The 19,391-nt window shown below is 69.5% G+C and carries 18 protein-coding genes; 12 read left to right on the top strand and 6 right to left on the bottom strand.

The genetic code is table 11. The features are described 5' to 3' along the window. Positions 1-97: 97 nt before the first annotated feature. The 3 genes from ACFW16_RS34245 to ACFW16_RS34235 all read right to left on the bottom strand — a co-directional run bounded on the left by ACFW16_RS34245 (position 98) and on the right by ACFW16_RS34235 (position 3,772). A complete protein-coding gene (locus ACFW16_RS34245) occupies positions 98-1,360 on the bottom strand; it encodes an ABC transporter substrate-binding protein (RefSeq protein ID WP_380313584.1) in 1,263 nt (420 codons plus the stop codon). Between the two features lie 94 nt (positions 1,361-1,454). Next, positions 1,455-2,390, bottom strand: a complete 936-nt coding sequence (locus tag ACFW16_RS34240) for a carbohydrate kinase family protein (RefSeq protein WP_380313583.1) — start codon at positions 2,388-2,390, stop codon at positions 1,455-1,457. Beyond that, positions 2,387-3,772: a 6-phospho-beta-glucosidase gene (locus ACFW16_RS34235; RefSeq protein WP_380313582.1), complete on the bottom strand. Its 1,386-nt coding sequence runs from the start codon at positions 3,770-3,772 to the stop codon at positions 2,387-2,389. Before ACFW16_RS34235 ends, ACFW16_RS34240 begins: the two co-directional genes overlap by 4 nt. Positions 3,773-3,902: 130 nt before the next feature. On the opposite strand from ACFW16_RS34235, the gene ACFW16_RS34230 reads away from it, so the two are divergent. Beyond that, on the top strand, positions 3,903-4,673 hold the full coding sequence (locus ACFW16_RS34230) for a GntR family transcriptional regulator (RefSeq protein WP_380313581.1): 771 nt from the start codon (positions 3,903-3,905) through the stop codon (positions 4,671-4,673). A gap of 7 nt (positions 4,674-4,680) precedes the next feature. On the opposite strand, the gene ACFW16_RS34225 is transcribed toward ACFW16_RS34230, so the two are convergent. Next, entirely contained in the window at positions 4,681-5,961 is a 1,281-nt protein-coding gene (locus ACFW16_RS34225; RefSeq protein WP_380313580.1) for a YcaO-like family protein, read from the bottom strand. Here ACFW16_RS34225 and ACFW16_RS34220 point away from each other — a divergent pair. From ACFW16_RS34220 to ACFW16_RS34205, 4 genes are all read left to right on the top strand, one after another. Then, the gene (locus ACFW16_RS34220) at positions 5,935-6,288 is read left to right on the top strand and encodes a hypothetical protein (protein ID WP_380313579.1); all 354 of its coding nucleotides are present in this window, start codon (positions 5,935-5,937) and stop codon (positions 6,286-6,288) included. The two genes, ACFW16_RS34225 and ACFW16_RS34220, sit on opposite strands and share 27 nt — an antisense overlap. A gap of 63 nt (positions 6,289-6,351) precedes the next feature. Next, a complete protein-coding gene (locus ACFW16_RS34215; RefSeq protein ID WP_380313578.1) occupies positions 6,352-8,418 on the top strand; it encodes an FAD-dependent oxidoreductase in 2,067 nt (688 codons plus the stop codon). 7 nt (positions 8,419-8,425) lie between these two features. Next, positions 8,426-9,334, top strand: a complete 909-nt coding sequence (locus tag ACFW16_RS34210) for a DMT family transporter (RefSeq protein ID WP_380313577.1) — start codon at positions 8,426-8,428, stop codon at positions 9,332-9,334. Between the two features lie 80 nt (positions 9,335-9,414). After that, the gene (locus ACFW16_RS34205; RefSeq protein ID WP_380313576.1) at positions 9,415-9,612 is read left to right on the top strand and encodes a 4-oxalocrotonate tautomerase family protein; all 198 of its coding nucleotides are present in this window, start codon (positions 9,415-9,417) and stop codon (positions 9,610-9,612) included. Between the two features lie 63 nt (positions 9,613-9,675). Here the strand turns inward: ACFW16_RS34205 and ACFW16_RS34200 are convergent, their stop codons facing one another. After that, positions 9,676-11,721, bottom strand: coding sequence for a BTAD domain-containing putative transcriptional regulator (locus tag ACFW16_RS34200; protein WP_380313575.1), 2,046 nt, complete (start codon positions 11,719-11,721; stop codon positions 9,676-9,678). 72 nt (positions 11,722-11,793) lie between these two features. Beyond that, positions 11,794-12,582, bottom strand: a complete 789-nt coding sequence (locus ACFW16_RS34195) for a hypothetical protein (RefSeq protein WP_380313574.1) — start codon at positions 12,580-12,582, stop codon at positions 11,794-11,796. A 65-nt stretch (positions 12,583-12,647) separates the two neighbouring features. On the opposite strand from ACFW16_RS34195, the gene ACFW16_RS34190 reads away from it, so the two are divergent. From ACFW16_RS34190 to ACFW16_RS34160, 7 genes are all read left to right on the top strand, one after another. Beyond that, the gene (locus ACFW16_RS34190; protein WP_380313573.1) at positions 12,648-13,448 is read left to right on the top strand and encodes a fructosamine kinase family protein; all 801 of its coding nucleotides are present in this window, start codon (positions 12,648-12,650) and stop codon (positions 13,446-13,448) included. Positions 13,449-13,638: 190 nt separating this feature from the next. Beyond that, positions 13,639-14,559: a branched-chain amino acid ABC transporter permease LivH gene (locus tag ACFW16_RS34185; protein ID WP_380313572.1), complete on the top strand. Its 921-nt coding sequence runs from the start codon at positions 13,639-13,641 to the stop codon at positions 14,557-14,559. A 4-nt stretch (positions 14,560-14,563) separates the two neighbouring features. Next, entirely contained in the window at positions 14,564-16,084 is a 1,521-nt protein-coding gene (livM, locus tag ACFW16_RS34180) for a high-affinity branched-chain amino acid ABC transporter permease LivM (RefSeq protein WP_380313571.1), read from the top strand. A 29-nt stretch (positions 16,085-16,113) separates the two neighbouring features. Beyond that, on the top strand, positions 16,114-16,935 hold the full coding sequence (locus ACFW16_RS34175) for an ABC transporter ATP-binding protein (RefSeq protein ID WP_380313586.1): 822 nt from the start codon (positions 16,114-16,116) through the stop codon (positions 16,933-16,935). After that, positions 16,935-17,645 (top strand): ABC transporter ATP-binding protein, encoded by a 711-nt coding sequence (locus tag ACFW16_RS34170; protein ID WP_380313585.1) that lies wholly within the window; start codon positions 16,935-16,937, stop codon positions 17,643-17,645. Before ACFW16_RS34175 ends, ACFW16_RS34170 begins: the two co-directional genes overlap by 1 nt. A 10-nt stretch (positions 17,646-17,655) precedes the next feature. After that, a complete protein-coding gene (locus ACFW16_RS34165) occupies positions 17,656-18,009 on the top strand; it encodes a DUF6867 family protein (RefSeq protein ID WP_380313570.1) in 354 nt (117 codons plus the stop codon). Positions 18,010-18,089: 80 nt separating this feature from the next. Beyond that, positions 18,090-19,226: a branched-chain amino acid ABC transporter substrate-binding protein gene (locus ACFW16_RS34160; protein WP_380313569.1), complete on the top strand. Its 1,137-nt coding sequence runs from the start codon at positions 18,090-18,092 to the stop codon at positions 19,224-19,226. Positions 19,227-19,391: the final 165 nt, after the last annotated feature.

Genomic DNA, 19,391 nt, shown 5'->3' with positions numbered 1-19,391 from the left:
CAGACCCCTCCCCCTGCCCCCCTCCCGCAAGGGGAGGGGGGGCTAAAAGGGAAGGGCCGGTCGAAGGAGGCAACACCCGCTTATCCCTGCCGCGCGATCACCACTTCGCCCGCTGCCGCAGCCGCTCCAGCTCCTTGGCCAGGGCGGCCACGGCGGCGTCGGGCTGCTCGTCGCCGGTCAGCACCGCGTGCACCGACTTCGAGAAGGCCTGCGAGACGCGATTGTAGCTGGCGCCGGTGGCGGCGGAGGGGCGGGCGATGCTGTCGGCGAAGGCGGCCTGCGTGTCCTTCAGGAAGGGCAGCTTGGCCAGCACCTCCGGGTCCTCGTACAGCGCGGTGACGGTCGGGTTGTAGGCGCCCTGGATCGCCCGGCGCTTCTGGTCGGCGGCGCCGGTCATGTAGCGGATCAGCTCGACCGCCGCCTCCTTGTTCTCGGAATATTTCGACACGCCGAGATAGGCGGGGCCCAGGCAGCCGCTCGACTTCTCGCCTTGGGCGCCGACCGGCAGCGCCGCGACCCCGACCTTGCCGACCAGGGCGCCGCCCGCGGCCTGCGAGGTGCCCCAGACATAGGGCCAGTTGCGCAGGAACACCGCCTTGCCGCTCTCGAACACGGCGCGGGAGCTCTCCTCGTCGTAGCCCAGCACGCCCTGCGGGCTGATCGTGTCGATCCAGCCATGCGCCAGGGTCAGCGCCTGGGCCGCCTTCGGGTTGTCGATGGTGACGTCGCCCTTGGCGTCGATGATGGTGCCGCCACCGGTGCTGGCGACCCATTCGATGGCGTCGCAGGTCAGCCCCTCATAGGATTTGCCCTGCCAGACGAAGCCCCACATGTCGGCATCGCCGGCCTTGCGCTCGCCGTCCTGCACCGCCTTGGCGGTCTCGGTCAGCTCGGCCCAGGTCTTCGGCACCGGCTTGCCGTACTTCTCCAGCAGGTCCTTGCGGTAGAAGATCAGGCCGGTGTCCATGTACCAGGGCAGGGCCAGCAGGTGGCCGTCGATCGTCGCCGCGTCGATCGTGGTCGGGAAATGCGCCGCCACCTCCTCCTTCGGCACCATCGCGCCGAGGTCGAGCAGATGGTTCTTCAGCATGCCCATCCAGATCACGTCGATGACCAGCACGTCGACATCGGTCGACTTCGCCGCCAGCATCTGCTGGTACAGCGGCACGGCGTCGTCCCAGACCGCCGGCATCTTGTTGATCGAGACGGTGTTGCCGCTCTGCTTGGCCCAGGCCTCGGCGGCGCTGCTGCACAGATCGTAATCGGTGGCGCCGCAGAACAGCTTCACCGTCGCGGCCTCGGCACCGCCGGCGGCAAAAGCGGCCAGCGCGGCGGTCAGGGATAGGGTGGCAATCTTCACGGGTCCCTCCGTTCAAGCCCCTGTTTGAGAAATCTTGTCGTTGCCGGGCGGGTTGGTCCCGCCGCTCCCGGTCCGGCCCTGGCCGGACCAAGGCTTAGATTATGGAGGCCGGGGCCTCGTGTCGGATCATCGCCAGCAGCTCGGCCTCGCGCGGCAGCGCCCGCCCGCCGTAATCGGTGGTGGCGAGCGCGCCGCAGCAGGCGGCCAGGGCCAGGCTGTCGCGGAAGTCGAAGCCGCGCAGCCGGCCATAGAGGAAGCCGGCGTTGAAACTGTCGCCGGCGCCGGTGGTGTCGACCACAGTCACCGCCGGGGCCGGCACGGCGCAGCGCTCGCCCCGGCTGACCCCGATGGCGCCGGCGGCGCCGCGCTTGACCAGGACGGTCGGCACCATCCCCGACAGCCGCTCCAGCGCCGTACTGACATCCGGCGCGCCGGTGAAGGCCAGGGCCTCGGATTCGTTCGGCGCGAAGACGTCGACCTCCCGGAACAGCTCGGCCACGCCGGGCGTATCGATCCGGTGCGGCACGTGCTGGCAGTCGAGATAGACCAGGATGCCCTGCCGCTTGGCCGCCCGCGCCAGGGCCAGCAATTCCGGCTGCAGCCGGAAGCTTTGCAGCAGCAGCGCCTTGGGCGCCACTTCGGCGAGCGCTTCCGGTGTCGGCGGCAGGTCGTCGCGCACGGCGTAGCTGACGAAGCCGCGGTCATGGGCGAAGGAGAAGGCGGCGCTGACCCGCTCCAGCGGGTGGTCCAGCCGGCGGAACAGACGGTCGTCCAGCCCCTCCGCCCGCGCCGCCTCCAGCGCCAGCCGGCTGAACAGGTCGGTGCCGAAATCGGCGGCCCAGGCGGTGCGCAGGCCTAGGCGATGCGCCGCGGCAGCGGTGGTGAAGCTGGCGCCCGGCAGGGTGGCGAAGTCGCGGGCGAACAGGTCGGCGCCCAGCCGCGGCACCTCCGGCAGGCCGGTGAAGATCAGGTCCCAGTAGTATTCGCCGACCACGACGACGTCGCAGCCGCCCTGCGTTTGACCGGTCATGGCCAGTTGCCGACATAGGGGGCGTGGGCGGCGAGGTATTCGTCGACCAGCGCCTCGGCCCGGGAATAGGACAGCACCAGCGGATGCGCCACCAGCGCCTCGACCGCCAGGTCGCGGTCGCGCTCGCGGATCGCCTGCACCGCCAGCCGCTCGTAGCGCTTGATGTCGTGCACCAACTGGGCCTGCGCCTCCGGCATCGGGCCGATCGGCAACGGCCGCACGCCGTCGCGGTCGACCACGCAGCTGACCTCGACCACATCCTCGTCGCGCAAGCCCTCGATGGCGCCCCGGTTCGGCACGTTCAGCCCGCTGTAGAGCGGCTTGCCGGTCTCCAGCGCGTCGACCAGGTCCAGGGCGACGCCGGCATAGCCCTCGCCCTCGTCGCCCAGCGGCGCATGGGCGCCGGCGGCCAGCGCCCGATCGGCCTCCTCCATGCTCGGCGCCCCCTCCTGGGCATAGTGCATGTAGGTGGCGTTGCGGCGATGGGCATAGGCGTAATAGGCTTCCAGCGCCTTGTCCGGATTGCGGCGCCAGTCCAGCGCCGTCAGCTGCTCGATCAGCCCGTGGTTCAAGTCGCGCACCTCTTCGCCCCGCGTGCGGACGTCCGACCGGATCGCCTCCACCGCCTTCTCGGCATAGTAGAAGTAGTAGAGGTACTCGTTGATCCACATCCCGTGGCGGCGGACCACGCGCGGGCTGAACACCTTCTGGGCCGAGGCCGCCAGGAAGGCGTCGTCGGCCAGCAGGCGCGGCAGCACATCCTCGCCGCCGATCTCGGCGCGGCGGGTGAAGGACAGGTGGTTCAGGCCGAACACCTCGGTGCGGACCGCCTTCTCCGGCACGTCGAACCAGCGCGCCACGGCCGACTGGGCGGCGTTGGCGCCGTCGCAGATGCCGATGGTCCGGTCGTGGCCGGCGTCGCGCAGCGCCTGGGTGACCAGGCCGGCCGGGTTGGTGAAGTTGAACAGCCAGGCATCGGGGCTGACCCGCTGCAGCAGGTCGGCATAGCCCAGGATGGTCGGGATGCTGCGCAGCGCCATGGCGAAGCCGCCCGGGCCGGTCGTCTCCTGGCCCAGCACGCCATGCGCCAGGGCGATCCGCTCGTCCTTGATCCGGCCCTCCTCCAGCCCCGGCCGGACCGTGGTCACGACATAGGCGGCGCCGTCCAGGGCACGCTCCGGATCCAGGCTGGTGGTGATCTTGACGGGCGAGTTGGTCCGCCGGGCGATCTCGGCCCCGAGGCCGCCGAACAGCTCCAGCCGCGGCCCGTCGATGTCGAGCAGGCACAGCTCGGTCAGGTTGCTCCACTCCGCCCGGCGCAGCGCCGATTCGATGAACAGGGGGGCGCGGACGCCGCCGCCGCCGACCAGGGTCAGTTTCATGGTGCCTCCCGCGAACCGGCCTGAGTTATGACTGGTTATAACCAGTCATGTCAATTATGGCCCGACCCCCGATTTGCGTGTATGCAGCTTGGGTGATCTCCGCCCCTGTCGAGAGGCCTTTCCCCGCGCCATGACCGACGGCCCCCTCAGCGATGGATCCGCCGGCGACGGGCTGCGGCGCGATGACCCGCAGCCCCTCTACCGCCAGATCAAGCAGCGGCTGCGCGAGCAGATCGAGCGCGGCGAGCTCGGCGCCGACGCCAAGCTGGCGTCGGAGCGCGAGCTGGAGAAGCAGTACGGCGTCAGCCGCATCACCGTGCGCCAGGCGGTGCGCGAGCTGGTGCAGGAAGGCTGGCTGCACAGCCATCCCGGCCGCGGCTTCTTCGTGGCGCGGCGGGAGGAGACCTACGAGTTGCACCTGCTGCGCAGCTTCACCGCCATTGCCGAGGCGCACGGCCGGACGCCGACCAGCCGGCTGATCGAGGGCACCGTCTGCCGCGCGCCGGCGGAGGTGGCGCGGCCGCTGTTCCTGCCGCCCGGCGCCGATGTGGTGATGCTGAAGCGCCTGCGCTGCCTGGACGGCCAGCCGGTGGTGCTGACCCAGGACTGGTTCGCCGCCCGGCTGGTGCCGGGGATCCTCGAGCTCGACTGGTCGACCGGGAACCGCTCGCTCTATGCCGAGGTGCGCGACCGCTACCGGCTGCGCCCCGACCGCGGCCGCACCACGATGAGCGCCCGGCTGGCGAATGCGGAGGAGGTGGAGCTGCTGGAGCTGACCCCGCCCGCTGCGGTTCTGACGATCGAGCAGATCGCCTATGACCCGCAGGGCCGTCCGGTGAACATGACCTTCTCCAGCCACCATCCGCTGCGTTATCCGCTGAGCCTCGACCAGCGGGGATGACCGGGATCTAGGCCATGGGATGCGGCGGCGCACCCGGATCAGGCTGCAGGATTCCATAGTGGCGGCTGACGGCCTGCGCGGCGGCTTCGGACATGTGCAGGCGATGGAGGCCGGGGATGATCGCCTTGACGGTCTCGTAGCCGACCGCGCGGACCTCGGGCAGCGTCAGATCGGCGATCCAGAGATCCAGGCCGTGGCGGCGCAGCGCGGCGAAGACGTCGTCCGGACCCAGCTGCGCGGTCAGATCGACACGGGGCAGCCGGCCGGCCCCGTCCAGATAGAACGCCAGGTCGGCGCGGCGGGCGGGGGCGTCCCACCACCAGGCGATCCGGTCCAGCCCGCCGCGGATATCATCCGGCCGCTCGATGTAGCGGGCCCGGATCCGGTCCTCCCAGGCCCGGAAGGCGGAGCGGCCCTGGACGGCCTCGAGAAGGGCCTTCTCCAGCGCCGTCGCATAGTCCAGGCGGGATGCGGCCGAGGCCGTCAGGAACGGGCCCCTGCCGCTGTCATCGACCGCGAGGCACGCGATTGTCGGGATGCCGAGATCCGAGGTGATGTCGAACACATGCAAAGCCAGTCCGCAATCCTCGATCCGGCCGGCCAGGGCCGCGGCCGGCCCAGGCAGCTCGGCCAGGCGCCGGAGCCGCCGGGGCTGCGCGAAGGCAGCGGCCGCGGCATCGCGCTCGACCTGCTCGAGGATGGCGGAGACCAGGGCCCGGCCGGTGCCGATCCGGCCGAAGGCCAAGCCGCCGCTGGTCCGCTCCGGCAGCAGCTGCGGTTCGGCGCTGTGGCGGGCGGACAGCGAAACGAGCTGGGCCGGCAGCGCCGCCGCCGCCCCGGTGACAGGGTTCCGGGCGGGGATCCTGGCGAGCGACGGCAGGATCCGGTCCAGCGTATCCTTGTTCAGCCCGGTCAGCTCGCGGACGACAGCGCCGGTCGTCTCCGGATCCGGATCCGCGCCGGCGTCGACCGACTGGGCGGCCAGGCCGCAGAGGGTCTCCAGGCACTCGCCGGCGGCCTTGAGCCGGGCCAGCGCATCGTCCGGGTCGACGCCGAAGCCGCTCGCAGGGATATCGTCGTCCGATACGTCCGGCCGGGCCGCGGCCCGGCAGACATAAGCGGGGAAGCGGGGCTCGTCGGCCAGGCCGTCGACCGCGACCGGAGAGGCGACGAGGCCGGCCTGCACCAGCGCCTGCAACTCGTCCGACCATGCGGCCGCCAGGGAACACTCGGTCTCCACGCCCCACCCCATCGTCTGGTCGTGGGAGATGCCGGCGACGCACCGCACGGCATCTCCCACGAGATCACCGGTCGGTCAGCGCGTGCGGCACTGCAGGACTTCACGGCACTGCAGGACCTCGCGGCACTGCAGGACCTCGCGGCACTGCAGGACCTCGCGGCACTGCAGGGCTTCGCGACACTGCAGGGCCTCACGGCACTGAAGAACCTCACGGCACTGCAGAGCGGCCGCGGCGCTGGCAATCGTCGAATGGGTGTTCATGTGAACCTCCAAAGGTTTGCGGGAACGCGCCACGGTATTGCCCAAACAGTTCTGCAAAGCATTATCTTTCAATTCATGGCTGATTTCGAAAATTTGCTTATGAAAATGCCATAGAAAAGACGCATTTATTGCGTACGGGGTCGGGCGGGCAAATCACCAGCCGAACTGGGACAGACAATGACCATCGCCATGCGGCGCGCCATCGAAGCGCCCGACCCGCGCTACGCGGTTCTGTTCGAGAGCGTGCAGATCGGTCCGCACCGGACCCGGAACCGCTTCTATCAGACCCCCCACGGCACCGGGCTGGGGTACCGCTACCCCGAAGCCACGGCCCGGTTCCGCGAGATCCGGGCCGAGGGCGGCTGGGGGGTGATCGCGACCGAGCAGACGGAGATCCACCCGTCCTCCGACATGACCCCCTACATCGAGTCCCGGGCCTGGGACGACAGCTACGACGCCTATCTGGCGAAGGTCGCGGAGGCCGCGCACCGGCACGGGGCCCTGGCGGCGCTCGAGCTGTCGCATGGCGGTCTGAACACGATGAACCTGTTCAGCCGCGAAGATCCGCTGGGCCCGGTTTCGGCGCCGTTGGCGCTGACCTTTCCGCTGATGCCGGAGCCGATGCAGTCCCGCCGGATGGACCGGGACGACATCCGGAATCTGCGGTCCTGGCATCGCCAAGCCGCTCTGCGGGGCCGGCGGGCGGGGTTCGATATCATCTATGTCTATGCCAGCTTGGTCCTGTCGCTGCCGGCGCAGTTCCTGTCGCTGCGATCGAACGACCGGCAGGACGAGTATGGCGGGGTCCTGGAGAACCGCGTCCGGCTGCTGCGGGAGCTGATCGAGGACACGCGCGACGCGGTCGGCGACCAGTGCGCCCTGGCGGTGCGGATCACGCTCGACGAACTGCTGTCCTCGCCGGTCGACGGGAGCAGCGAGATGGAGGAGTTCTTCGGCCTGGTCGGCGAGTTGCCCGACCTGTGGGACGTGGTGGTGGGCGGGCTCGGCAATGAATCGGGATCGGCGCGCTTCGGCAGCGGCAGCCCGTCGCGCGCGGCGCTCCGGCAGGTGCGCGGGCTCACCACCAAGCCGATCCTCAGCGTCGGATGCTTCACCGACCCGGACGAGATGGTGACGCTGGTGCGCGACGGGGTGCTCGACCTGATCGGCGCCGCGCGGCCCGCCATTGCCGACCCGTTCCTGCCGAAGAAGATCGAGCAGGGACGGCTGGACCAGGTGGTGCAATGCGTCGCCTGCAACCTCTGCATCGCCAGCGACCTGTCGGCGGCGCCGATCCGCTGCCCGCAGAACCCCACGGCCGGCGTGGAATGGCGCGAGGGCTGGCATCCGGAACGGATTCCCCGGCGGCACAGGTCGGCCCTGTGCCTGGTGGTGGGGGCGGGGCCGGCCGGGCTCGAATCGGCCCGCATTCTGGCCCGCGCCGGCTATCGCGTGACCCTGCAGGACGGCCGCGACGAGGTCGGCGGGCGCGTGGTGCAGGAGGCACGGCTGCCCGGCCTCGACCGCTGGATCGACATCGTCGAATTCCGCCGCCGTGCCATCGAATCGGATGTCGAGCTGGTGCTCGGCCGGGCCGCCGCCGGGGCCGCCGTCGCCGAGGCCGGCTACGACCATGTCATCGTCGCCACCGGTGCGGCCTGGCGGCGGGACGGGGCGGGGCGGGCCAGCGTGTCCGCCGTGCCGACGGCGCCCGGGGCCGAGGTGCTGACGCCGGACGACGTGCTCTCCGGGCTGAAGGCGGGTGGGCGGTCCTGGCCGAAGCAGGTCTCGATCTACGACGACGACCACTATTATCTCGGCAGCGCCCTGGCCGAGTATCTCGTCTCGGCAGGCGTCGCAGTCACCTTCATCACGCCGGCGGCCGAGGTCGCCATCTGGACGCACAAGACCCTGGAGCAGCACTTCATCCAGGCCCGGATGATGGCGCTGGGGGTGAGCATCGTGCCGCATCGGCGGTTGGCCCGGATCGAGCGGGACCATGCGGTGGTGCAGAACGTGTTCTCGGGCGAGGCCGGCGCGATCGAGCACGAGGCGATCCTCCTGGTGACGGCGCGGGAGCCCGACCGGGCGCTGTATGACGGGCTGAAGGAGGGCGCGGCGGGCGCAACCGGCTCGATCGCCCTGGTCGGCGACGCCTCGGCCCCGGGAACACTGGCGCATGTGACCTACAGCGGCCATCGCGCCGCCCGGGCCATCATCGCGCAGGACGCGAAGGGGCATTGAGATGACGATGCGATCGAGCAGCATGCAGGGCGATCTGTTCCGGGTCGTCCTGCTCGGGTTCCTCTGGGGCGTGCAGCCCGCCATCGTGAAGCACGCCGCCCTGCGCGGGGTCGACCCGTTCTCCTTCGTGCTGGGGGCGGTGGCCGTCGCGGCGGCCCTGCTGGTCTGCTACAACCGGCCCGGCCGGCAGGCAGTGTCGCGGCTGTGCCGAAACTGGCGCTTCTTCCTGACCGCCGCAGCCCTCGGCTTCTTCCTGCCGCTCTGCGTCCGGGCCTCGATCTCGGACCAGGCCCCCCTGTACTTCCTCACGGTCTCGGTGGCGCTGACGCCGATGCTCGTCGCCATCCTGTCAGCCGTTCTGAAGGGAGAGCGGCCCTCGGGCGCGGTCCTGCTGGCGATCGCGTTCGGCCTCTCCGGCACGGTCCTGATCGTCTCGCGCGAGCTGGCCCAGGCCTCCGGCGGCCTGCCGCTGAAGACCCTGGCGGCGCTGGCCGTGCCGCTGCTCTATGCCCTCAACCAGGTCTTCGTGTACCGGGCCTATCCGCAGGACGAGCCGCCGACCCTGGTGGCCGCCGGGGAAAGCCTGTGCTCCCTCGGCCTGGCCCTGGTCGCGGTGGTGGGGCAGCAGCTGCTGTTCCCGGCCGCGGCCGCGCTGTCCTGGACCTTCGCGCCCGAAACCTTCCTCTGGGGCGCGGTGACAGCGCTCGAGGGCGTGGTGTTCTTCTGGGTCATTTCCCGCAGCGGGCCGTTGCTGGTCTCCACGGCGATCTATGCCGCGATCGCCTTCGGGGTCCTGTGGGGCTGGCTGCTGTTCGATGAGGCCATCGGGGTCGAGGCCATCTTCGGCATGATCCTGATCGCCCTGTCCGCGGGAACCATCGCCCATTGGAAGAGCCGGGCCGTGGTTCCCGCATGACGAAACGGGCGGTCGGCCGACCGCCCGTCGCATGGTCTCAACCCTCATCCTTTGCACTCTCAATTCTCCAGGAGATGAAAATGCCGATCATCCGTGTCGAGTTGCTGGAAGGCCGTTCCGTCGACGAGAAGGCCAAGCTGGCCAAGGTGCTCACCGATGCCTATGTCGAGCTGTTCAAGATCGACCCGGAGGGCATTCACGTGATCATCGACGAGAAGCCGCTGACGAACTGGGCTCTGGGCGGGGTCCCGTTCGCCGAGCGCTGGAAGAACAGGTAGGCCCGAGAACACGCTGGACGGCTGAACATGGTCGCTTCCGGGGAGCGACGATGACAGCTTCGGTCAGTGCCGGTGAGGCCAGTAGAGCTGCTCCTCGCCGACATCGGAGGCGGGAAGGCCGGCCAGGATCAGGCCTTCCCGCAGCTCGCGCCAGCGGGCGACGTTGCGGATCGGGAAGCTGCTGAGGAACCACTCGACGATGGCGGCGTCGGTGCATTCCGTCTCGGCGTGCCAGGCGTCGCGGGCGTTGCGCAGGAAGAGGTGCGCCTCCTCCTGCGCCCGTCGGGTGTCGCCGAGCCGGCCGAGGGCGGCGGCCTTCCAGGCCGGGATGTTGAAGATCGACTGCCCGGCCCGGTCGGCGGCCTCGACGCAGCCCTCGATGTCGCCGTGCAGGAAGCGGATGCCCGCCAGATGGGCCCAGTGATGGGGCGGGACCAGCGGGTTGAGCTCGAAGGCGTTCGCCATGAGATCGAGCGCGACATCGGTCCGGTCCACGAAGGCGAAGCCCTGCGCCGCCGACACCAGCACGGACGGGTTGCTCGGGTTCAGGTCGCGCGCCATCTCCAGATGCAGGTCGGCCTGCGGGTAGCGGGTCGTCATCATGTATGACCAGGCGAGGGTCAGATGGCCGCGCGCGTCCAGCGGGTCCAGCTCCGCCGCCCGCCGCGCCAGCGTCAACGCCTCCTCGGCCATGGCGCGGTCGCGGCGCACCCCCGGCAGGATGATGTGGCGGGAGTTGTAGATGTTGGCGAGGCCGCTATAGGCCGGTGCGAAGCTGGGCCAGTCCCGGATCACCTCCTTGAACAGCGCCTCGGCCTCGAACTCCGCCTGCGGCTCCCAGAAGTTCCGCAGATACTGGCCGCGCAGCCAGCGGATATAGGGCCCGTGCGCGAAGTCGCGGTCGCCGATCTGCCGCGACAGCGCGTTGGCCGAGATGTGGATGTCCAGCGTCGCCGACACGCGGCGGGCGATCTGGCGCTGCTGGTCCATCCAGGAGTGCAGCGCCAGCGAGAAAGTCTCCGACCACAGCGATCGCTTGCGGGTCAGCTCGGTCAGCGAGACGACGATCAGCAGGTCGTCGTCCTTGTGCCGGAAAGCAGTGGACAGCCGATAGTCGACCTGCTGTGGGGCCCCGGCCTCGGGTTGCGCGTCCGGCGGCTCGACCACGATCCATTCCCGGAACCGCACGAGATTGGCGATCAGCTCGCTGCGGAAGCCGTGGACGACGTAGTCGTCGACGCCCTCGGGCAGCCCTGGGCTCAGGCGGTCGACCTCGATGATCGGGAGCCGGGACGGCTCCATGACCGGCATCGCGGAGGGCTGCGCCGTGCTGTCGACCGATCCCTTCTTGATGTCGACGATCAGGCGCTGCGTCTCATCCGACGGCTCCATGTCGTAGTCGTTCTGCAGCAGGTCCCACAGCGTGCCGTACAGCTTCAGCGCCGCCGCGATGTTGCCGCGCAGCGCCTGCTGCAGGATCAGGACGCGGTACGCCTCCTCATGCGTCGGGTCGATATCGAGCAGCGCATGGGCCGCTTCGGAAGCGATCTTCTCGCCCGAGGCCGGATCGCGCAGGATCCGCTCCAGGCCGCCGATGAAGGTCTTGCGCCATTGCTGCCGGCAGACCGTGAGCCAGGAGGCGAATTCCCGGTCGAGGTCTTCGAACCCGGCCATGATGCGGTCCGGATTGGCCAGGCCGAGCGCCAGGATGGACGACAGGACGCCTTTTCCGAGATCGCTCGTGACCAGCTCGAGATCGATGTCGACGACCTCGCGCCGGACACGGATGTCCTGGCGTCCGACGTCGATGATGCCCGGATGGACGGCCTCGAGATTGTCGCGCAGCTGCTTCAGGCACTGCCGCAGCGAACCGCGGGCATGGTCGCCGTCGCTCTCGCTCCAGAACACGCCGGCGACGCGCTCGCGGCTCTCGATCGCCGTGCCGCTCAGCGCGATGAAGGCGAAGATCGCCTGCGCCTTGCGGCTGCCCAGCTCGATCCTGTCGCCGTTGCCGAGGCGGAGATCGAACCCGTTGCCCAGGGACAGCCGCAGACGCTCCGTGCCGCCAGCCTGCGGCGCGGGTAAACCCGCCCGTTCCGGAGTCCTCATGCTCCGTGTCGCCGGAACCGCCATCCGCGGTCTCCCCTTCCCCCAACCAATTGAAACCGCAGCGGACTGGGCTCACAGACTATTAAATATCGCCGGCCGATCCTTCAAACTATTCAGCGGTCGGCCGGATTGTGACGCCGTCTCGTGCAGCCCCTTCGTCATCGCGGCGGCAGAGGAGGGCTGCAGGTCCGGCGATAACAGCTTCACGACGGGAATCCCAGCCCTTCCGGTCAGATCGACCCGGAAAATCGCCGCGCCGTGCCGGGCCAGCGCGACCGGGGCGGCATCGAGGGCTGCGGCCGAATCCACGCCGGTCCGCGCCTCGATCTGCCCGGCGAAGCGGGGGGGGATGGTCTCGATCGCGTCGTCGCGGGCGGCGTCGCCGATCTCGGGCGCGGCCAGGGCCAGCGTCTCGGCGGCCTCGCCGATGCACTTCTGGAAAGCGCGCCACGGGCTCGGGTCGCATCCGATCACGCCGTCCACGGCGATGGCTGCGCCGCCGCCGGCGGGCCGGTCCTGCCGCAGCCGGGCGCCGAGGACGGTCAGGCCGGGATAGTCCATCGCCGGCACCGCGAAGCTGGCCCCGAGCGTCGCGGCAAGCCGGAACAGCCGGGCGGTCCGCTCGTCCTCGGCGCTCCCGTCCGGCGCCACCCTGAAGGCGGCCAGAAGCCGCCGAGCCTCTTCCACCGTCGGGCCGGCTGCGCCAGAGTCGGTTGCGCCGGGGCCGTGCTCGAACAGCAGGGCGCAGGTTTCGTAGACGGCAGGGGATGCGGGCATGATGCTCCGGATGACGGGCGGGCTTCCGCCCATTTCACCATGGGAGCCTTGAAACGCGTGGTGTTTTTTACTGTTGGGGGACACCGCTCCTGACCGCCCTCGATCCCCGTCTCGCCGAGCGGATCGCCGCGGCGCTGGGCGTCCGTCCGGTGGCGGCCGAGCCGCTGCCGGGCGGCTCGACCGTCGCCGTGCTGCGGGTCGATCTCGCCGATGGCGGCCGGGTGGTGGCCAAGGCCGGGTCGGGTCCGCTCCTGCTGGAGGCCTGGATGCTGGGCGAGCTGGCGCGGCATTCCGCCCTGCCGCTGCCGGCCGTGCTGCATGCCGCCGAAGACCTGCTGCTGCTGGAGCATGTCGAGCACGATCCCGGCCCGCCGCCGCCGGCGGCGCAGCTGCACGCGGCCGAGCTGCTGGCGGCGCTGCATGCGCCGGCCTGGCCGCGCTTCGGCTATGACCGCGACACCACCATCGGCAAGCTGCCGCAGCCGAATCCGCCGGCCGACCGATGGGTCCCGTTCTTCCGCGACCACCGCCTGCTGCACATGGCCCGTGCCGGCCATGCCGAAGGCACGGTCGACGCGGCGCTTCTGCGCCGGCTGGAGGCGCTGGCCGGGCGGCTCGAGGAGTTGCTGTCGGAGCCGCGGCACCCGGCCTTGCTGCACGGCGACGTCTGGACCGGCAACCTGCTGCACCGGGGCGGGCGAATCGCCGCCTTCATCGATCCCGCCATCTCCTGCGGCCATCCGGAGATGGAGCTGACCTATCCGACCCTGTTCGGCACCTTCGACGAGATTTTTTTTGATCGCTATGCCGAGCTGGCGCCGCTCGATTCCGGCTTCTGGAACGACCGCCGGCCGATCTATCTCTTGTATCCGCTGCTGGTTCACGTCCGGTACTGGGACCCGGCCTATGCCCAGCCGATCCGCCGGATTCTCGACCGTTACGGCGTCTGATCCATGGCCTAAGCCCCCGAAACGTCTTATGATTCATTGCGATTGTAACGGTCCATTTTCTTCGCCATAGTCGCGCCAATCCGACGTTGACGCGGAGCTTGAACAGAGAAACGCCCTCGGTCTACACGGCGAGCGAACAGAGAGAGGTCGACCATCCGCGGATGGTCTGTGGAGGCAATTCGGCGCGAGCATGGAATATTTCCTGCAGCAGCTCATCAATGGGCTGACGCTGGGCGCGATCTACGGTCTGATCGCGATCGGCTATACGATGGTGTACGGCATCATCGGCATGATCAATTTCGCCCATGGCGAGATCTATATGATCGGCGCGTTTATCGCGGTGATCGGCTTCGTCGTGCTCGGCGCCTTCGGCGTGCCCGGCGTGTCGGTGGCCCTGGCCTTGGCGATCGTGCTGATCGTCAGCGTGGTGGTGACCGCCGCCTATGGCTGGACGGTCGAACGATTGGCCTACAGGCCCCTGCGCGGCTCGACCCGGCTGGCGCCGCTGATCTCGGCGATCGGCATGTCGATCTTCCTGCAGAACTACATCCAACTGCTGCAGGGCGCCCGGCGCAAGCCGGTGCCGCCGCAGATCCCGGGCGGCTTCCAGCTGACCTCGGGCGGCGGCTTCGACGTCAACCTGTCGTATCTGCAGATCATCATCGTGCTGCTGACCCTCGCCCTGATGATCGGCCTGACCTGGGTGATCAACCGCACCTCGCTGGGCCGGCAGCAGCGCGCCTGCGCCCAGGACCGCACCATGGCGGCGCTGATCGGCGTCGATGTCGGCCGCACCATCTCGATGACCTTCGTCATCGGCGCGGCGCTGGCCGCCGTGGCCGGCGTGATGGTGACCCTCTACTACGGCGTGATCGACTTCTATATCGGCTTCCTGGCCGGCATCAAAGCCTTCACCGCGGCGGTGCTGGGCGGCATCGGCTCGCTGCCCGGGGCGATGCTGGGCGGCGTTCTGATCGGGCTGATCGAGGCCTTCTGGTCCGGCTACTTCTCGTCGGAATACAAGGATGTCGCCGCCTTCACCATCCTGGTGCTGGTGCTGATCTTCCGCCCGTCCGGCCTGCTCGGCCGTCCCGACATCGAGAAGGTCTGAGGCCATGGCGACGATCGCGCAATCCGACGCGGCCGCCGGGCGCCGCCTCGACCTCGCGGCCATGGCGAAGGAGGCGGGGGTCACCGCCCTCATCGCCCTGGTCCTCACCGCCCCCCTGGTCGGCATCCGCACGGTGGAGCAGAGCGGCGCGCTGGGCTACCAGACCGACTTCACCGCCGTCGCCATCGCCGTCGTGCTGGTCTTCTTCGGCCGCATCGGCATCATCCTGAACCGCGAGGGCCTGCCGCGGCCGGTGTTCTGGGCCAGCCTTCTGTTCCTCGTCGTCTTCGCCCTGCCGCCGATCTATGAGTATCTGCGGCCGGCGATCTCCGACGTGCTGCCGGCCCTGCCGGTGCAGGAGCTGCACTCCGTGCCGCTGCTGCTGATCGGGGCGCTCGGCGCCGCCTGGCTGCTGATCCAGTCGATCCTGGTGCAGCGCCGCAACCGCGCCAGCCTGTCGCGGCAGGAGCGGGACCGGGCGATGGACCGGATCGGCGCCCGGGTGCAGCGCCTCAGCGTCTATGTCGGGCCGGTCCTGGTGCTGCTGGCGGTGATCTTCCCCTTCACCGACCTCGCCAGCCGCAGCACGCTCGGCGTCGCCACCATCGTGCTGATCTACATCATGCTCGGCTGGGGCCTGAACATCATCGTCGGCCTGGCCGGCCTGCTGGACCTCGGCTACGTCGCCTTCTACGCCGTCGGTGCCTATTCCTACGCGCTGCTGGCGACCACCTTCGGCTTCAGCTTCTGGCTCTGCCTGCCGCTGGCCGGGCTGCTGGCTGCAAGCGCCGGCCTGATCCTGGGCTATCCGGTGCTGCGGCTGCGTGGCGACTACTTCGCCATCGTCACCCTCGGCTTCGGCGAGATCATCCGCATCATCCTGATCAACTGGGCGCCGGTGACCGGCGGGCCGAACGGCATCAACAACGTGCCGCGCCCCAGCTTCTTCGGCTTTCCCTTCGACCGCAGCCCGCCGGAGGGCACCACCGCCTTCCACCAGCTGTTCGGCCTGGAATACGACCCGACGCACCGGATCGTCTTCCTCTACCTGCTGATCCTGGCCCTGGCGCTGCTGGTCAACTTCATCAGCGTGCGGCTGCGCCGGCTGCCGGTCGGCCGCGGCTGGGAGGCGATCCGCGAGGACGACATCGCCTGCCAGTCGCTCGGCATCAACCGCACCAACCTGAAGCTGGCGGCCTTCGCCACCTCGGCCATGTGCGGCGGCTTCGCCGGCAGCTTCTTCGCCACTTACCAGGGCTTCATCAGCCCGGAGAGCTTCTCCTTCATCGAATCCGCGATCGTGCTGGCGATCGTGGTGCTCGGCGGCATGGGCAGCCAGCTCGGCATCGTCGTCGCCGCCTGCCTGATCATCGGCCTGCCGGAGGCGTTCCGCGGCCTCGACCTGTACCGCATGCTGGTGTTCGGCCTGTGCATGGTCGGCATCATGGTGTGGCGCCCGCGCGGCCTCTTGGCCCATCGCGACCCGACGATCCTCCTGCACGGCAAGAAGGGAGTCTCGTCGTGACCGCCCTCCTGACCATCGAGCACGTCTCGATGCGCTTCGGCGGCCTCGTCGCCATCGACGACGTCTCCTTCGACATCCGCGCCGGCGACATCACCGCGGTGATCGGGCCGAACGGCGCCGGCAAGACCACGCTGTTCAACTGCATCACCGGCTTCTACCGGCCGACCTCCGGCCGCATGACGCTCAAGGGCGAGACCGGCGAGTTCCTGCTGGAGCAGATCCCCGGCTATCGCATCGCCCAGCAGGCGCGGGTTGCCCGCACCTTCCAGAACATCCGGCTGTTCGCCGGCATGAGCGTGCTGGAGAACCTGATGGTGGCCCAGCACAACAAGCTGATGAAGGCGTCGGGCTTCTCGATCGCCGGGCTGCTCGGCCTGCCCGGCTACCGGCGGGCCGAGCGCGAGGCGGTGGAGAAGGCGAAGTTCTGGCTCGACCGGGTCGGGCTGACCGCCCAGGCCGACGATTCCGCCGGCAGCCTGCCCTATGGCGGCCAGCGCCGGCTGGAGATCGCGCGGGCGATGTGCATCGACCCGGTGATCCTGTGCCTGGATGAGCCGGCCGCCGGCCTCAACCCCCGCGAATCGCAGGAGCTGAACCAGCTGCTGCGCGCCATCCGCGACGAGCACCGGACCAGCGTCCTCCTGATCGAGCACGACATGAGCGTCGTCATGCAGATTTCCGACCACATCGTGGTGCTCGACCACGGCAAGAAGATCGCCGACGGCACGCCGGAGCAGATCCGCAGCGACGAGGCGGTGATCCGGGCCTATCTCGGCGAGCCCGAGGAGGAGGACCTGCCGCCGGAGATCGCCGCCGATGTCGCCGTCGTGACCGGGGAGGCCCGTCCGTGATGCTGTCGCTGCAGGGCGTGCACACCTTCTACGGCGCCATCGAGGCGCTGCGCGGCGTCGATGTCGAGGTCAAGGAAGGCGAGATCGTCACCCTGATCGGAGCCAACGGCGCCGGCAAGTCGACCCTCCTGATGACGATCTGCGGCAACCCGCAGGCGCGCAAGGGGGCGGTGGTGTTCGACGGCAAGGAGATCACCCGCCGGCCGACCTTCGAGATCGTGCGCCGCGGCGTCGCCATCTCGCCGGAAGGCCGCCGCATCTTCCCGCGCATGACGGTGATGGAGAACCTGCAGATGGGGGCGCTGACCGCCGATCCGGTGGAATTCGGCCGCGACCTCGAGCAGATCTTCACCCTGTTCCCGCGGCTGAAGGAGCGGCAGGTCCAGCGCGGCGGCACCCTGTCGGGCGGCGAGCAGCAGATGCTGGCGATCGGCCGGGCGCTGATGAGCCGGCCGCGCCTCTTGCTGCTGGACGAGCCGTCGCTCGGCCTGGCGCCGCTGGTGGTGAAGCAGATCTTCGAGGCGATCAAGGTGATCAACCGGGAGCAGGGGATGACCGTGTTCCTGGTCGAGCAGAACGCCTTCCACGCACTGAAGCTGGCGCATCGCGGCTATGTCCTGGTCAACGGCCGGGTGACGATGAGCGGCAGCGGCCGCGAGCTCCTGGCGAATCCGGAAGTCCGGGCTGCCTATCTCGAAGGCGGGCATTGAGGGGCGGGCGATGGAACAGATCCTCGGAACCTCGGTCGGCGACTTCATCTTCGTCAGCCTGATCCTGGGCGGCGGCGCCGGCCTGCTGACCGGACAGGGCCAGGCCCAGGGCTGGGCGCCGATGCGCAAGGTGATCCCCTTCGTGGTGCTGCTGGCCTGTGCGACGCGATTCCTGCACTACGCACTGTTCGGCGGTACGCTCTTGTCGCCGACCGGCTTCGTCATCGATCTTGTCTGGATCGGCCTGTGCGCCACGGTCGCCTACCGGATGACGCGGGCGGCGAAGATGGTGCGGCAGTATCCGTGGCTGTACGAGCGCGCCGGCCTGTTCGGCTGGCGCGACCGGCGGCCGGCCGCACGGTAAGACGCCGGTCCTTTCGGGCCGGCGGGAAGCAAAGGCCGGCGGGGTCGTCCCGCCGGGCGATGAACTGGGAGAGCGATCTGATGACGAGATTCAACCGAGTGCTCCTGGCCGGCGTAGCGCTGGCCGCGATGGCGGCGGCGCCGGCCTGGGCCGATGTGAAGATCGGCCTCGGCGCGCCGCTGACCGGCCCGAACGCCGCCTTCGGCGAGCAGATGAAGCGCGGCACCGACGCTGCGGTGAAGGCGCTGAACGACGCCGGCGGCGTCAACGGCGAGAAGATCGTCGTGGTCTATGGCGACGACGCCTCGGACCCGCGCCAGGGCGTCGCGGCCGCGAACGAGCTGGTCGGCGAGGGCGTGGTGGCGGTGATCGGCCACTTCAACTCCTCGGTCTCGATCCCGGCCTCCGCGGTCTATGCCGAGGAGGGCATCGTCCAGATCACCCCGGCCTCGACCAACCCGCAGCTGACCGAGCAGGGGCAGAAGACCACCTTCCGCACCTGCGGCCGCGACGACCAGCAGGGCGATGTCGCCGGCGCCTTCATCGCCGAGAAGTTCAAGGGCCGCAACGTCGCCGTCCTCCAGGACCAGACCACCTACGGCAAGGGCCTGGCCGACGCCACCAAGGCGGCGATGAACAAGGCCGGCCTGACCGAGAAGCTGTACGAGGGCATCACCGTCGGCGAGCGCGACTTCTCGGCCGTCGTGTCGAAGATGAAGCAGGCCGGCATCGACGTGATCTATTTCGGCGGGCTGCACAACGAGGCGGGGCTGATCCTGCGCCAGGCGCGCGAGCAGGGAATGAACGCCCAGTTCATCTCCGGCGACGGCATCGTCACCCAGGAGTTCTGGGGCATCACCGGCGACGCCGGCCAGGGCGTGCTGATGACCTTCGGCGCCGACCAGCGCAACAGCGACGCGGCGAAGGACGTGGTGGCCAAGTTCAAGGCCGAGAACTACGACCCCGAAGGCTACACCCTGTACAGCTACGCCGCGGTCCAGGCCTGGGCCCAGGCGGCGACCAAGGCGAAGAGCTTCGACGGCCCGAAGGTGGCCGAGGCGCTGCATGACGGCAGCGACTACAAGACCGTGATGGGTCCCCTGGCCTTCGACGCCAAGGGCGACCGGAAGACGACCGATTATGTCTTCTACATCTGGAACAGCGGCAAGTTCGCCGAGGCGACCCAGGGCGAGCTGGCCAAGGTCGGCGCCAAGTAACACCAAAGGCCAGTGGCGGACGCCACCCGGCCACGGACATTGTCGACCCGGCGGGGGAACCTCCGCCGGGTCTTTTTTGTGTGCGCCAGGCATGGCGCGAGGTGCGAGAGCACCGAGAGCCGGGAGTGGTGCCCCGGTTTGTGACTTGGAGGTGAGAGTCCTCTG

Source organism: Inquilinus sp. NPDC058860 (assembly GCF_042743185.1).
In the GTDB taxonomy this organism is placed as follows: domain Bacteria; phylum Pseudomonadota; class Alphaproteobacteria; order DSM-16000; family Inquilinaceae; genus Inquilinus.
This window is presented reverse-complemented; position numbering and strand designations above follow the sequence as displayed.

Bases quoted from the DNA above. Each gene is read 5' to 3' on its own strand.
- ACFW16_RS34240 (WP_380313583.1), bottom strand. From the start codon at position 2,390: ATGACCGGTCAAACGCAGGGCGGCTGCGACGTCGTCGTGGTCGGCGAA.
- ACFW16_RS34235 (WP_380313582.1), bottom strand. From the start codon at position 3,772: ATGAAACTGACCCTGGTCGGCGGCGGCGGCGTCCGCGCCCCCCTGTTC.
- ACFW16_RS34230 (WP_380313581.1), top strand. From the start codon at position 3,903: ATGACCGACGGCCCCCTCAGCGATGGATCCGCCGGCGACGGGCTGCGG.
- ACFW16_RS34215 (WP_380313578.1), top strand. From the start codon at position 6,352: ATGACCATCGCCATGCGGCGCGCCATCGAAGCGCCCGACCCGCGCTAC.
- ACFW16_RS34210 (WP_380313577.1), top strand. From the start codon at position 8,426: ATGCGATCGAGCAGCATGCAGGGCGATCTGTTCCGGGTCGTCCTGCTC.
- ACFW16_RS34205 (WP_380313576.1), top strand. From the start codon at position 9,415: ATGCCGATCATCCGTGTCGAGTTGCTGGAAGGCCGTTCCGTCGACGAG.
- ACFW16_RS34200 (WP_380313575.1), bottom strand. From the start codon at position 11,721: ATGAGGACTCCGGAACGGGCGGGTTTACCCGCGCCGCAGGCTGGCGGC.
- ACFW16_RS34185 (WP_380313572.1), top strand. From the start codon at position 13,639: ATGGAATATTTCCTGCAGCAGCTCATCAATGGGCTGACGCTGGGCGCG.
- livM (WP_380313571.1), top strand. From the start codon at position 14,564: ATGGCGACGATCGCGCAATCCGACGCGGCCGCCGGGCGCCGCCTCGAC.
- ACFW16_RS34175 (WP_380313586.1), top strand. From the start codon at position 16,114: ATGCGCTTCGGCGGCCTCGTCGCCATCGACGACGTCTCCTTCGACATC.
- ACFW16_RS34170 (WP_380313585.1), top strand. From the start codon at position 16,935: ATGCTGTCGCTGCAGGGCGTGCACACCTTCTACGGCGCCATCGAGGCG.
- ACFW16_RS34165 (WP_380313570.1), top strand. From the start codon at position 17,656: ATGGAACAGATCCTCGGAACCTCGGTCGGCGACTTCATCTTCGTCAGC.
- ACFW16_RS34160 (WP_380313569.1), top strand. From the start codon at position 18,090: ATGACGAGATTCAACCGAGTGCTCCTGGCCGGCGTAGCGCTGGCCGCG.